Origin of the sequence: Priestia sp. FSL H7-0729, from assembly GCF_038005685.1 — a bacterium.
Lineage (GTDB): Bacteria > Bacillota > Bacilli > Paenibacillales > Paenibacillaceae > Paenibacillus.
The window spans coordinates 253446-267131 of sequence record NZ_JBBOTQ010000006.1 but is presented as its reverse complement, the minus strand read 5'-3'; the positions used below and the strand labels follow the sequence as shown (position 1 = coordinate 267131).

At 46.2% G+C, this 13686-nt stretch carries 10 protein-coding genes; 4 read left to right on the top strand and 6 right to left on the bottom strand.

The genetic code is table 11. The annotated features are described in order from the left end of the window. Positions 1–3 precede the first annotated feature (3 nt). Positions 4–1533: a Ppx/GppA phosphatase family protein gene (locus tag MHH93_RS16475; protein WP_500054881.1), complete on the top strand. Its 1530-nt coding sequence runs from the start codon at positions 4–6 to the stop codon at positions 1531–1533. Here MHH93_RS16475 and ppk1 read toward each other — a convergent pair. After that, the gene (ppk1, locus tag MHH93_RS16470; protein ID WP_500054880.1) at positions 1493–3574 is read right to left on the bottom strand and encodes a polyphosphate kinase 1; all 2082 of its coding nucleotides are present in this window, start codon (positions 3572–3574) and stop codon (positions 1493–1495) included. The two genes, MHH93_RS16475 and ppk1, sit on opposite strands and share 41 nt — an antisense overlap. 248 nt (positions 3575–3822) lie before the next feature. Here ppk1 and MHH93_RS16465 point away from each other — a divergent pair, with 248 nt between their 5' ends. From MHH93_RS16465 to MHH93_RS16455, 3 genes are all read left to right on the top strand, one after another. Next, entirely contained in the window at positions 3823–4050 is a 228-nt protein-coding gene (locus tag MHH93_RS16465; RefSeq protein WP_017692425.1) for a hypothetical protein, read from the top strand. 349 nt (positions 4051–4399) lie between these two features. Then, positions 4400–5449: a glycoside hydrolase family 53 protein gene (locus tag MHH93_RS16460; RefSeq protein ID WP_500054879.1), complete on the top strand. Its 1050-nt coding sequence runs from the start codon at positions 4400–4402 to the stop codon at positions 5447–5449. A 509-nt stretch (positions 5450–5958) separates the two neighbouring features. Next, positions 5959–6414, top strand: coding sequence for a hypothetical protein (locus MHH93_RS16455; protein ID WP_500054878.1), 456 nt, complete (start codon positions 5959–5961; stop codon positions 6412–6414). A gap of 9 nt (positions 6415–6423) precedes the next feature. Here MHH93_RS16455 and MHH93_RS16450 read toward each other — a convergent pair whose 3' ends face one another. From MHH93_RS16450 to MHH93_RS16430, 5 genes are all read right to left on the bottom strand, one after another. Next, a complete protein-coding gene (locus MHH93_RS16450; RefSeq protein ID WP_500054877.1) occupies positions 6424–6762 on the bottom strand; it encodes a hypothetical protein in 339 nt (112 codons plus the stop codon). Positions 6763–6952: 190 nt separating this feature from the next. Next, entirely contained in the window at positions 6953–7831 is an 879-nt protein-coding gene (gene rarD, locus MHH93_RS16445; protein ID WP_500054876.1) for an EamA family transporter RarD, read from the bottom strand. A gap of 150 nt (positions 7832–7981) precedes the next feature. Beyond that, the gene (locus tag MHH93_RS16440) at positions 7982–8560 is read right to left on the bottom strand and encodes a hypothetical protein (RefSeq protein WP_500054875.1); all 579 of its coding nucleotides are present in this window, start codon (positions 8558–8560) and stop codon (positions 7982–7984) included. A gap of 211 nt (positions 8561–8771) precedes the next feature. Continuing rightward, positions 8772–9413: an NAD(P)-dependent oxidoreductase gene (locus MHH93_RS16435; protein ID WP_472476469.1), complete on the bottom strand. Its 642-nt coding sequence runs from the start codon at positions 9411–9413 to the stop codon at positions 8772–8774. Positions 9414–9723: 310 nt separating this feature from the next. Beyond that, a complete protein-coding gene (locus tag MHH93_RS16430; protein WP_500054874.1) occupies positions 9724–13623 on the bottom strand; it encodes a carbohydrate binding domain-containing protein in 3900 nt (1299 codons plus the stop codon). Positions 13624–13686 lie beyond the last annotated feature (63 nt).

The following is a 13686-nucleotide window of genomic DNA, read 5'->3' as shown; positions in this document are numbered from 1 at the left end:
CTTATGACACGTACTAATGAAACCATAGGAATTATTGATATCGGCTCGAACTCCATTCGTCTGGTTATATATGAACTGGATCGGGACGCAGCCTATCGCATCATTCATGAAGACAAATATGCCGCTCGTCTGAGCAGCGTTGTTGAACCAGATGGAACCATCCTTCGTCATTCTCTGGATAAAGCCATCACCATCTTGCGTCAATTCAAGGCAACCTGTGAAGCGTATCAGACCACACTGATCCGTGCAGCAGCTACGGCGGCCATTCGTAATGCAAGCAATGTCTCGCAAATTATAGAATGGCTGGAGACAGAGACGGGGCTTACCATTGAATGTGTATCCGGCGATCGGGAGGCTTATTATGGTTTCCTTGGTGTCACTCAATCCATTGATCTGGCAGACGGTTACGTCGTAGATATCGGAGGCGGCAGCACGGAAATCACAGTCTTTCGGGATCGGAAGAGGTTACATAGCATTTCCCTTCCTATTGGTGCAGTGAATTCACATGCCCGTTATGGGGGTGAAGATCAGTGGACCGAGGCGAATGCAAATGCGCTGTGTAACGAAGTCATCGAAGCTCTCCGTGGACAAGATTGGATTCGTGAGCATCCTGACCTGCCACTCATCGGACTTGGCGGCACGATGCGTACACTCGCCAAAGTGGAACAGAAGCGTACCCAGTATTCACTGCCAGTCACACATCATTATGAGATCAGCAAGGAAGCGATGGAGAACATCGCTCGCTCCTTGCCACATCTCACCTCCGCACAGCGTAAAAAGGTACCTGGGCTTGCCAAAGATCGTGCAGATATCATTGTGCCTGGCGTACTGATCCTGCAAACCGTCTTCCAGTTAATACAGGGAGATCGTTATGTGGTTAGTGGTGCGGGTCTACGAGACGGGTTGTTGCGTGATTACTTGGCTGGAGGTCAGCCGGTCGTTCCGGACGCACTGAAGGACAGTATCCGCAACTTTATCCATTTTGGTCCGCCTATTCCGGAGAAACGTCTGCAACGAATTCATCAGGATGCGGTTGCCCTATATACTGCACTGCAAGGTACCGCTCCTGATGAAGCAGATGCCCGAATCCTCTATGCTTCCTCCATGCTGCATATGGCAGGCAAACAGATTAACTATTTCCGATATGCGCAGCACTCGGCCTATTGGATTATGAATGCAAGCATCTATGGACTTTCTCACCGGGAGACGATCCTTAGTGCCAGTGCGGCCGATTATCATCCGAAAAAAAGAACGCCCCAGCTGCTGAATAAGCATCGGGACATTCTAAAAAACTCGGATGAGCGACATGCTCATCGTATAGGCTCACTTCTGCGCGTAGCCGAAGCCATTAATCGGTCCGAGAGTATCGCTGCGATACAAGCAACAAAAGAAAACGACTCGCTGCAGGTGCAATTCACCTGTACAGCCGAGCCGTTACTGGAACTTGATGGCCTGGAAGAGGCCGTCAAAGATCTGCAGGAAGCCTGGGGAGTTACGTTATCGTACTCCATTCAGCAGGCTTCCAAGGGATAATACCCATGGCCTCCGTCTGACTTCTCAGCGGGGGCTTTTCATTTTCTACAAATACATAATTGCCGCCAGGCATGAGTTCTCTCGCTTTGACATTATCATTAAGTGACAGATTAAGTATATCGACCAGCATCTTCTTCAGCTCTGGATCGAATACAGGGCACATCAGTTCAATTCTTCGATTCAGGTTACGTGTCATCCAGTCTGCACTGGAGATGAATACATCCGGATTCCCATTATTCTCGAAATAGAACAACCGGGAATGCTCCAAAAAGCGATCCACAATGCTGATTACCCGAATATTCTCACTGAGCCCCTCTACCCCCGGACGCAGGCAACATACGCCTCGCACAATCAGGTCGATCTGCACACCGGCTTGAGAAGCCTCGTACAACTCATCAATCATATCCTGATGAGATAAGGAGTTGATCTTCGCAATGATTCTGGAAGGCTTGCCTTTCAGCGCATGCTCCGTTTCTCGACGAATCAGTGAGAACAGTTCATCCTTCATACCATCTGGAGCTACGCGGAATGCCTGCAATGCCTTCGGACCGGAATATCCGGTAATCTCATTAAACAACTCGGATGCGTCTTCTCCAATAATCGGATTGGAGGTGAACAGTCCCACGTCCGTATACACTTTGGCTGTGCTCTCATTATAGTTACCGGTTCCTACATGAACATATCGTCTCAACCCCTGCTGTTCCCGGCGTACGACAAGAATGATTTTGGCATGTGTCTTGAGTCCAACCAGTCCATAGACCACGTGACAGCCCGCCTTCTCCAGCTTACGGGCCCAAGCAATGTTACGCTCTTCATCAAACCGGGCTTTCAGTTCCACCACCACCGTGACCTGCTTACCACTCTCAGCCGCATGTGCAAGTGCCGGGATCAGGCGTGAGTCGCCATTAACCCGATATAATGTCATCTTGATGGCCAGCACTCTTGGATCTTCCGAAGCCTCCAATATAAAATCGGTGACCGGTTCAAATGATTCGTATGGATGATGCACCAATACATCTCGTTTGCGCAGTAATTCGAAATGACTTTCTCTTGGCAAAAATTCAAGTGGATACACCGGCTTCACCGGACTGTATTTCAGATGGGAGAAACCTTCCAGACTATCCACGAATCCAGCCAGAAAACTCAGATCGAGTGGTCCATCAATTTCGTACACCGGGTCCTGGATTTCGAATTCTTCCTGCAATTCTAATAAGGCATCCGGTCGAAAATCCTTGCAGACTTCCAGCCGTACAGGAGCCCCACGGCGTCTGCGTCGCAATTCTTTTTCAATGGCCTCAAGCAGGTCTTCCGCTTCTTCCTCATTAATGAACAGGTCCGCATTGCGGGTCACCCGGAATTCTTGCGCAGCAAGTGAGACATATCCACTGAAAAGCGTATGAATATGATGTTTGATGAGGTCTTCAATCAGGATGAATGTTTTCTTTTTGCTATTCGCCCGAATGGGAGCCTGAACTACCCGCGGCAGATTGGAAGGTACCTGGACAATAGCCATAAACGGTTCGCCCTCTTGCTCCCCTTCCTTCTGAAGCATCACAGATAGATAGACAGACTTGTTGTGTACTAACGGGAACGGACGACTCTGGTCAATCGCCATCGGTGTGAGCACCGGAAAAATAATCTCATGAAAGTACTGGTCCATTGCACGCTGCTGTGTCACATTGAGATCGGTATATTCCTGAATATTCACGCCTTTTTTGGCGAGTAAACGAATGAGTTCACGATACGTTTTATACTGTTCGGCGACCATGGTCCCGGTTCGTTTGATCAATCTGCGATACAATCCCGAAGGCGTGTATCCTGTAAAATCCTTTTGCGTGAATCCGGCCTTGATCTTCTCTTTCGTCTCCGCCACCCTGACACTGACGAACTCGTCCAGATTACTAGCGACAATGCCGAGAAATCTCATGCGTTCCAGCAGAGGCGTTGTTGGATCCTGGGCCTCTTGAAGTACGCGCCGATTAAATTCAACCCAACTCAAATCACGATTAACGTAGTTGCCTGTTTTGACGTCTCTATGCATGTATGGCCTCCGAATGTGTTGCATATCTATTCTTCGTTAGAAGTTCTCCTATAATTGTACTATTCGTAATCAACATCAAGCGTCAGCGCAGTGTAAACGCTACGTAAAATTTATGTAAATGATACCTCATGGCCGCAACTTTTTCCATCCCTTTACAAAGGTCAATAGACAGAGTAAAGTGAAGTACAGTGTGATTTGGTCCGGTTGCTTGTTCTCATTCCAAATATATTTGATTAAAGGAGTATATAATGAAATCCAACAAACCTAGAACGTTACAAAAAAATATAGAGTTTTTCACGGCTGCACTATCGCAATGCATGGTAAGCGCATGGCAGGAAGACCCGGCTGGCGTCTATTGCGAGGTAGGTTGTGGCATTGTGGAACGAATCAGTGAAGACAGTGTGCGCATCCGAAACAATGACGGAACAAAGAGCCATTATGCACGAGATATCACGATGTTCCAGACTGAAAAATAATTTTGCATAAATACGTAAAAAAGACTAGCTTTCCGAAACAAGGTGTTGTATACTCTTGCCACAAGGAAAGGAGGTGCGTCAACATTTCTAATGTCATGTTGAACGTGTCCCTTACCCGATCCACTAGCTCAAATTAAAAGAGTCTAGTGGAGGCGCGGGATACGGATCAATGTTTCAAAAAGCGCCACGGGTAGAAAAGCCGTCTTCGGACGGCTTTTTGTTTTGTCTTTTTTTCTGTAGAGAGGTTGAGAAAACACCCAAAATATTGGAAATAGACCCTTTAGTAGCGCCAACCAAGATGGCTATAATGAAGATGCAACTCAACCAAAATACGAGGAGGCATCTTGTAATGTTCAAAAATGTAAGGGGTTTCAAGACATCCATCATGTTAGCTTTTGTTTTGTTATTCACCTCCATCCTGTTGCCCGCAGGTCAGCATGCCAGCGCAGCACCAAGTTTCGCCAAAGGAGCCGACATCAGCTGGGTTCCCGGCATGGAAGCCCAAGGGTACAAATGGAAAGATAAAAACGGAGTTCAGCGTGACATTATTGATATTTTGAAAAAAGACTATCAAATCAACTCCGTTCGTATTCGGGTATTCGTTAATCCTTCGAATGATTATGGGAACGGTTACATGAATAAAGATCGTGCAGCTGCACTCGCACAACGTGCAAAGAATGCTGGCATGAGCGTGATGCTCACCCTGCACTACAGCGACTCTTGGGCAGACCCTGGTCAACAAACCAAACCTGCTGCCTGGAAAAACTATACCTTCCAACAACTCATGGATGCGGTATGGAACCACACTCGTGATGTGATGACGGCGATGCAAAGCAAAGGCGTTACCCCGGACTGGGTGCAGATCGGTAACGAAACAAGCAACGGCATGTTATGGGAAGATGGCAAAGCATCCACCAACATGAAAAACTATGCGTGGCTGGTGAACACAGGCCATAACGCAGTGAAATCCCTAAGCAGCGGTACCAAAACCATTGTGCATCTGGCGGGTGGGGATGATAACGCCCTCTATGTATGGAATATTGGTGGACTGATCAATAACGGAGCTAACTTTGACATGATCGCCATGTCCCTCTATCCTTCCGCTTCTGGCTGGAACACCGCTGTCACGAATACGGTAAACAACGCCAAGGATCTGATCAACCGTTATGGCAAAGAGATCATTATCTCCGAAATCGGCATGGACAATAATCAGGCTGCCGCTGGTAAAAGTTTTGTCGCGGCGATGAAAAACCAAATCCGCAATCTGCCAAACGGTAAAGGTAAAGGTGTCTTCTACTGGGAGCCTCAGGCTACACCAGGATACAACGGCGGCTACGGCAAAGGCGCATGGCAGTCCAATATGATGCCAACGGCTGTCATGGAAGGATTTATTGACTAGTTACGGTGGGTAGAAGTTTAAGTTTGGAGCAATGGTGGCGTTCCGGGGTCGGATCGTTCTTATGATCGCTGTTGTATCCTAATTTCTTGAACAACTTTCATAAGTTGAAATTAGGATACAAAGGCGCAGTGTATGCTTCCGATGTAGCTTTCTTTCAGAAAGCTTTTAGCTTCGCTTCTTCAGAATCGATTCCGCCCCCTCCACTACGTCGTTGCTCCTTGGGACACTTCTAAAACCGTGTGTAGTCAAATGGATCAAGTAGTAAGGTAAAGCAAGGGCTGAAGGCGCTGTTCCCGATGGGAGTAGCGCCTATTTGTGATGAGGTGCGTTGAGGTTGCAGCGTGCTGGACGTTCCCGGATCAGATCGGGCACTTCTAAAACCGTGTCGCGGTAAATCGAGGGGTGCACACTCAGGCTGGAGACTGATGTTCTTTTGGCTTACATATGAATATAATAAGTTTATTGAGATAAAACATAGATCAACTTCTTATTGGAGCGGGGGAGTATGGATGAGTTTTTTAAAAGGGATGGGTCAATTGGCTGGGGAAGTTACAGGGAAAGTATTGGGTGGCAGTGTGCGGGTGGTCGGTGAACTCGCGGGAAGTCCTTTTATCAAAGAAATCGGGAATGGTGTAGAGAAAGCTACGATTAATACAGGCAAAACCGTTGGACAACTGGCTAGCGGAACATATGATCTGGCCAGTGGTGCAATTCGAAAAGATGATACCGCCATAGACGCGGGACTTGCCGATATTGGAGGTGCTGTAACCAATACCGCAAAAGGTGTAGCGATATCAGCCAAGTATGTATATAACAGCGGTAAAGATGTTGTTGTGGGCATGCAAGAGGAAGATAAGGACAGAGTCAAGCTTGGTGCCAAGAATCTTTTAGCTGCTGCTGCGGTAACAACACTCGCTGTCGGTGTCATTGATGCAGTGGATGGGCCTGAAGGTATGGATACGTAGGAATGTGGATCAGATCACCAATAACACGGCAACTGCAGAAACACAACTTAGCAGGGCAACAAAAATATGGAGACAACTAAATGAGATTTTTTCAAGAACAATTCGCTGTTTCTTCTGAATAAAGCACGAATAGACAAACACTGTCACCACAACGGGCAGATATAAGTGAAGATCAGGACCATCCGTACTCGGTAATAATTTATTAATATATTCACCTATCGTCTCGTTGAGCATCATAAACCCATATATAACACCAATGATCGCTGAAATAGAAAACTGAAATACTGTCCGAACTACATTGTTCTCTGTAAAGAACAGACCACGTTTACCGTACAGCTCATTGACCATAATATATCTGTTGCCTCCTCGTTTTTTGATTACTCTTTCTTTAGCTAATACCCCTGTATTTTACCATAACATTGATCCAGCTACTTTTTAGTTTTTGTCGAGTTATCGTTCCCGCTCAAACAAAAAAATCGCCCTGTCCACCTGAGCGGCAGACAGGGCAACCTATGATGATACCAGAATACCTCTACGTTCAGCTGACCTTAGCAAGTCTCGTAGCACGCATCGATGCAGCAGCGTACACGATGAGCGCTGTCCAGATGAGCGCGAAACCGACGAGCAAAACTGGCGAGACCGTTTCCTTGAACACGAACACGCTCAGAATCAGCATGATTGTCGGCCCAATATACTGTACAAATCCGAGTGTGGATAACGACATCCGAGCTGCCGCCCGTGCAAAGAACAACAGCGGCAGCGCAGTCACCACGCCGGCTAGAAGTAATTCGATGAACATGGGTGCAGGCAGCGTCCATGCCGTTGCTTTTCCCACTATGGCCAAGTAGATCCAGTAGCCGAGTGCGATGGGCAGAACTACAGCGGTCTCCGAAAATAAGCCCACAGAAGCGTCTTGCTTAATCTTCTTCTTCGCCAGACCGTACAAGCCGAACGACACAGCCAGCGAGATCGCGACCCATGGGAAACGTCCGTAGTCGATGGCAATGATAAGCACCGCGACACCAGCGATGGCAATCGCGATCCATTGTCCACGGTTTGGCTTTTCATGAAGGAAGACAACCGCCAGCAGCACATTCAGTAACGGGTTCAAATAATAGCCTAGACTTGTCTCAACCACATGACCATTGTTAACTGCCCAGATGAAAATCAGCCAGTTAATAGCAATTAACAGTCCACTCGCTGTAAGGGACAGCAGGGTCGAACGACTGGTCAGGATGCGCTTCATGTCACCCCAACGACGTTGGACAGCAACGAAAATCCCCATAAAGACAAATGACCAAACGACCCGGTGCGATAAAATCTCGCCTGCCGGTACATTCTCAAACAACTTCCAATACAGCGGGAGAACCCCCCACATGATATACGCAATGATTGCGTTGATTAACCCATTGTTCATAACTTTTTCCCCTCTTAACACTCTGATGTCTCAACGGATTATACGCCTCAATCCTCGTTTTAGTAAAGGGGTAATAGGTCATGCTGGAAGCCATGCTCTCGTTCAACTGACTTTTCTTTGAGCAAAAAGTTTTACTTTAGCGCAATGAAATTATACTTTGCCCTTTTTCTTTCTTATAATCATAAAGAGAATAAAAATTGCTGCTAATACGACTATACCTACGATATACATATCCATATCTTGCTCAAACATAAACCACATTTTGTGTTCTAAGTTTACTTGTTGTTTGGGTGGATATCCTTCCCCGAATAGTTCAGTTGCTTGATTAATACTGTTCATTTCGATGGTCGAACTGCACGGACTACTGTTTAACTCGCCATTTGCTTCACTAAAGTAGATTAAGTATTTGTTGCCTTCCTTGAAATCAAACCCCCAAGTATAGTTCGTTGCGATTATTAGTTGAGAGTTAACTTCAGTATTCCAACTCCTCTCAGCTTCCACTAAAATATATCTGAATTTCTCTTTTGTGCCCGTAAACCCCTCTTGCTTTAAGTCCACCTTTATTTGCTTTACTTCCCCATAGACAGCTCCAGTATTTCTTTCTAACTCTTCTTGGGGACTTGCCGATTCGGCACATGACAAAGCGTTAATATCTTGTGCATTAAAACCAAAAAACACGGTAGAGATTAAAAACATCAACGTGATTATACGTAGCTTCAATTTTTCCACCTTCTTCTCATCATGTTAATTCGTACATCTTTATTGACCTGTTTAACAGGAAAAATGTTGCATTTCCCTCTGGCCTTAGGTAGATCAACAAAAAAGCAACCAACCGGACACAGAGCGAATGCTGAACCCCCCTTTTCAAAACGTAAAAAACGGACACCGATCTGTGAAGATCAGCGTCCGTTTGTATGTTCCATATTATCATTTAAAACTGTTATTTCACTTCGCCAACAACGGTAAAGCGCTCGTTTTTGTGTTGTGGATTCTCGATCTCATCCACCAAAGCAATCGCATAGTCAGCATAGCTGATGTAGCTGTTTCCTTCGCTGTTGACCAGAATTACATCGTTACCAGCTTGATATTTACCTGTGCGTACACCTTCTGGATTAAAGAATCCAGCCGGGCTCAGGAATGTCCATTGAATACCTGAGGATGCTTGCAGATCCAGCAAGTTTTGTCCTTGGTTCGTTGCAGTTGCTTTGTAAGCATCAGGGAATCCAGGGGATTCAAAAACACGCAATGTTTTGGACTCGTCTGTGAACAGGCTTCCTGCTCCACCCACGACGATAAGACGAGTGTTTGGGGCATCCTTCAGGATGTTGATCAACGCTTGTCCTACTTCCACATGCAGGTTCTCTTTCCCCGCTGGGGCACCAAAAGCATTTACAACCACATCGAACGCTTTAAGATCTTCAGCTGTAAGATCGAATACATCTTTCTCCAGCGTATTCAAGCTTTTATCTTCCAATTTGGATGCATTACGAACGATCGCCGTCACTTTATGCCCTCTGTCTGCTGCTTCTTTCAAAATCACACTTCCTGCTTTGCCTGTTGCACCAATGATTGCAATGTTCATCGTAATCTCTCCTTTAAATTATCAATATTGTTTATGTTGAACTTTATATTGTAACTATAATTGTTACAACTAAACTTGTCAACCCGTATTCTTTTCTCTCTTTAAAACCTCGTAAAACGAAAAGATTTGTAGTTGGATTTCTATCTTTTATCGTCCTTCATTCCGAATTAGAAAGGCCCTGTCCATCCATAGATGTACAAGGCCTTCTAACTATAAAATGTATCAGCAATGGGCTAACAATGTAGCCTGACCAGACGGTTCGTTAACCGTCATATTACTTAGATATTATGCATCCATGAATATTTTTACGTCATGCGATTAGTTGTTCCCTTCTTAAAGACAGTCCATTCGCTCCAGCAGATAGGAAAGCTGATGGGTTCTCAATAAGATTCGTACTCGTTGCATTTCCAGGTATTCCTGGAGTTATAACACCTGAATTGTATGTGCTTACCCCGAGAGGAAAGAGATAGTTCCTTCCCGCATTGTTATCCCATGTACCGCTACCGTTGTTAAATACCGCTTCCAGTCCCGTAGCAGTTCCTACATCAATGGTAATTTTGTTATATCCGGTGAGCTCGGATGCCGGAATGGCAACGCCTGGTGGTGTCGTCCAATTACCTCCTGCAGGGCGGTAATGAATATTGGGCTGGGCAAAACCCTGCTTGTAGTAGATGGTTACACTGTTACTTTTCGGGGCATCATCGGTCGTTACGCTTAACTCAGCACTTGCATCCGATTTGTTCTGTGCTGCATCATAGGCCGTGACTGTATAAACATAACTCGTTGATGCCTTCAGGCTATTATCCGTATATGCAGTTGTCGTACTCGTGCCGATTTTGACACCGTCACGGAACACTTCATACCCGGTTACGCCTACATGATCGGTCGACGGATTCCAAGCCAATGTTACACGATCAGCCGCTTTTGCAGTCACGGTCAGACCGGTTGGTACGCTTGGAGGTGTTATATCCACGTGAGGCGCTCCTTGTGTAATGACTCCGGAATTATAGGTACTAACCCCTAATGGAAACTGATAATTTTTTCCTCCATTATTATCCCATGTGCCACTACCATTGTTAAACACAGCCTCCAGCCCCGTCGCTGTACCCACATTGACTGTCATCTTGGTGTATCCGGGCATCTCGGCTGCCATCATTTTCACACCCGGAGCAGTCGTCCATGTCCCCCCTGTTGGACGATAGTGAATATACGGGTTCGGATAGCCCAGTTTATAATATATCGTTACCGCATTACCTTCTTTGGTACGTACCGAAAGAGCCATACTAGCAGGTGAAACGTTACCTGCTGCATCTATCGCTTTAACCGTATATACGTATTCTGTTGCCGGTGCAAGGGACTCATCCGTATAGTTTAGTTTGGTTGATTCCCCTACTTTTAAACCGTCTCGATAGATTTCATATTTTGCTACTCCGTAATTATCCTGGCTGGCTGACCAGTCAATTGTCACAGCGGATGAGGTAGCATTCTGTACAGCTACATTTGCAGGCGCTGTTGGTGGCTCTGTATCTGCTGCCAACGTTTGGATCTGTACAGTTGAACTGGCGGAAGAGACATTATTCGCCTTGTCTCTCGCCTTTATACTGTATGCATATGATTTCTTAGGCTCAAGACCGCTATCCGTATATTCCGTTGTCAGCGAACTTCCGATTTTGACCCCATCCCGATAAATATCATAGCCCTCTACACCCACATTATCAGTGGATGCTGCCCATTGCAGTGTAATGCTGCGATCTGTCACACGTTTTGCATTGACTTCTGTTGGCACTGAAGGCGGTGTCCGATCGACCACCAGGAACGGATGTGTACCCTGGATTGTTCCATTCGCATCCTCCACAATTTTGCCCGATGTGTCTTTTTTATATTTCCCCATACCCACATATACCGTCTGTATCTCACTGCGCGTAACATTGCCATTCGCATCGACAGCTTCAATATAATAATCGACCAGTTGATCTTGGAAATCGTTGAAATACGTGTAATACATATCCCCGATCTCCTGAGCAGGCACACGCTTAAACATATCTGTGCTGGTTGGCTGCCAGGCCACACCGTTCATATCCGATTTAAGGTCACGTTTCGTCATCGGATATTCTTGCCAGCTACTAACCTTCGTCGGATCGATGTTGGATACCCCTTTGGCCTTGAGCCCAGCAGGATCGTACACACGGAAGGTGTTGTCCTTGGCATCTGCCAACTTATCCCGATGTGTCCGTACCTTCACCTTAATATCATTCACACCGTTAACATCATAAGCATAGGTATAAATGCCGAACGTATTGTCAAAATAATGAAGTGTCCATCCTTCCGCCTTGCTGACATTAGCGCTTCCAGGATTATATGGATAACGCTGCGGCCACCATATCGATGGTCCGGTACGGTCCTTCGCAAGTTGACTACTTACATAAGGCTTGGAAAAGAAAAGCGACTGATTGAAAGATAACGTCGGCTTTACCCCATCATCCACATTCTCATCATAATAACCAAACCCGGAATCCAGTGCAGGCAGGAGGAAATACCAACTTAGCTCTGCCGGGTTCGCACCTCCCTTATAATTATTAGCAGGATCTCCTTTTACCGGGTAAGCCATCATCCAAGGATTAAGCTGATTGCCCTCATAAGTGATCTCACGGTCTAGTGCCGTCGTTGGCTTCCAATGGTTCGGATTGCTGTCCAGCCAAATCTGTTCAGCTGTCTTGGCATAATTCAGTGCAGCTTGCTCAAGCGCAAAATTACGCTCCAGATAATGGTATCCATATTCAAAAGATACGGTCATCCCTTCCTGTACACCATCCAGATTTTTCTTCGGCTCCAGATTAAGGCCTGTAGCCTTGTTGAACGCTTCAAACTGCCCCTTCCAGATTCCAAATGGAAGACGCCAGTGATACCATGTCGGATCTGATGAGGAGTCCCGCGTATCGATCCATGAACCGTCTTGAACATGCACTACATCGTCGGCTTTTGGTGTGTTAGTCCGCAAGTATTCATTGATACTCTCTCCCTTCACACCCGGCTGAGCATAAGTCACATTTCCTGCATTGCGCCAAGTATCCTCTGATCCTGCACGTCCTGAAGAATTATCCCCATCATGGGCAATCACGAAGAACTGCTTCTGATCAACCATTCCTTCAAAAGGCTTCAGCGCATCTGCCTTGACTGAACCCTGATACCCTTCTTCCCACGACTCTGCCTGGGCCACAGGGATACCAACAATCTTTTTCTCAGCACCAGTTTCAGGATTCACATGACGCACCCAATGAGGCGTAGAAGCAAATGGATATTTGTTATGAACCACCTGTTTCTCATTGAACATGGGAGAAGATACCCACGAACCCACATTGCTCGTATTCTGCAAATCCGCTCGGTTTGGCGGTGACACCATCGTATCTTTGCCCGGATCGTTCAGTAGCGGATAGTCCTGGAGAGTTCGCGAAAAATGATTATTTCCAATTACGGACCACTCAATGCCGAGTTGATCCAAGACCGGGATAATCCGTTCCGAGAAACCCAGCTCGGTGGGGAAAAAACCTTTGGACGATTTAAAGCTGTCTCCCAGAAAAAAAGGTTGTGCCAGCACAGCATTCTGGTAGATCAAATCCTTTAGCAGATATTCGTTGCCAGCCAGTGGCCCCATGGAATGGTGTCCGGAGAAGTGAATGAGATCCATCGTCCGTTCTCCATTCGTTGTTTTGAGGTTATTGTAAGCATTCTTCCATGGCGCACCCCAATCTTTATTGTTGTAACCGTTTACATTATTGGTATACATAAAACTGTTCACATTGTTCAATACCGAACCTGACATGGTTACCTGCATCCCTGCAGCAGGGTGATTGTTCCTCAGGTCACCAGCAACTTGCCATGGCCAGTTCAGATAAGCACCTGTCTTTGCATGGTGACTATAATACGCCACGAGATCATCATGGGGCATAGGCATTCCCCCGGGTAGAAAGTATGGATAACCTGCCGGAGGGTTATTTTTCAGATCGATGACTTGCCCATCATATGTGTAGCGGATTGGGGACCCCACAGATGCAGAAGCATACTTGGATGTGTCGTAGTAGGCCCAGAAATTGGGCATATGGTTATGATACACATGAGAAGCCGAAATTTCGGCATAAGCCGCTGTATTTTGGGTAGAAATAATAATCGATAATACCAACAGGAATGCGCCGAGCTTGCGCTTAAGATCCATGTTCTTCCTCCCTTATTTGCTCCCCTATGGGAAACAAGAATTCTCGTTATTTACCTAAGCTCT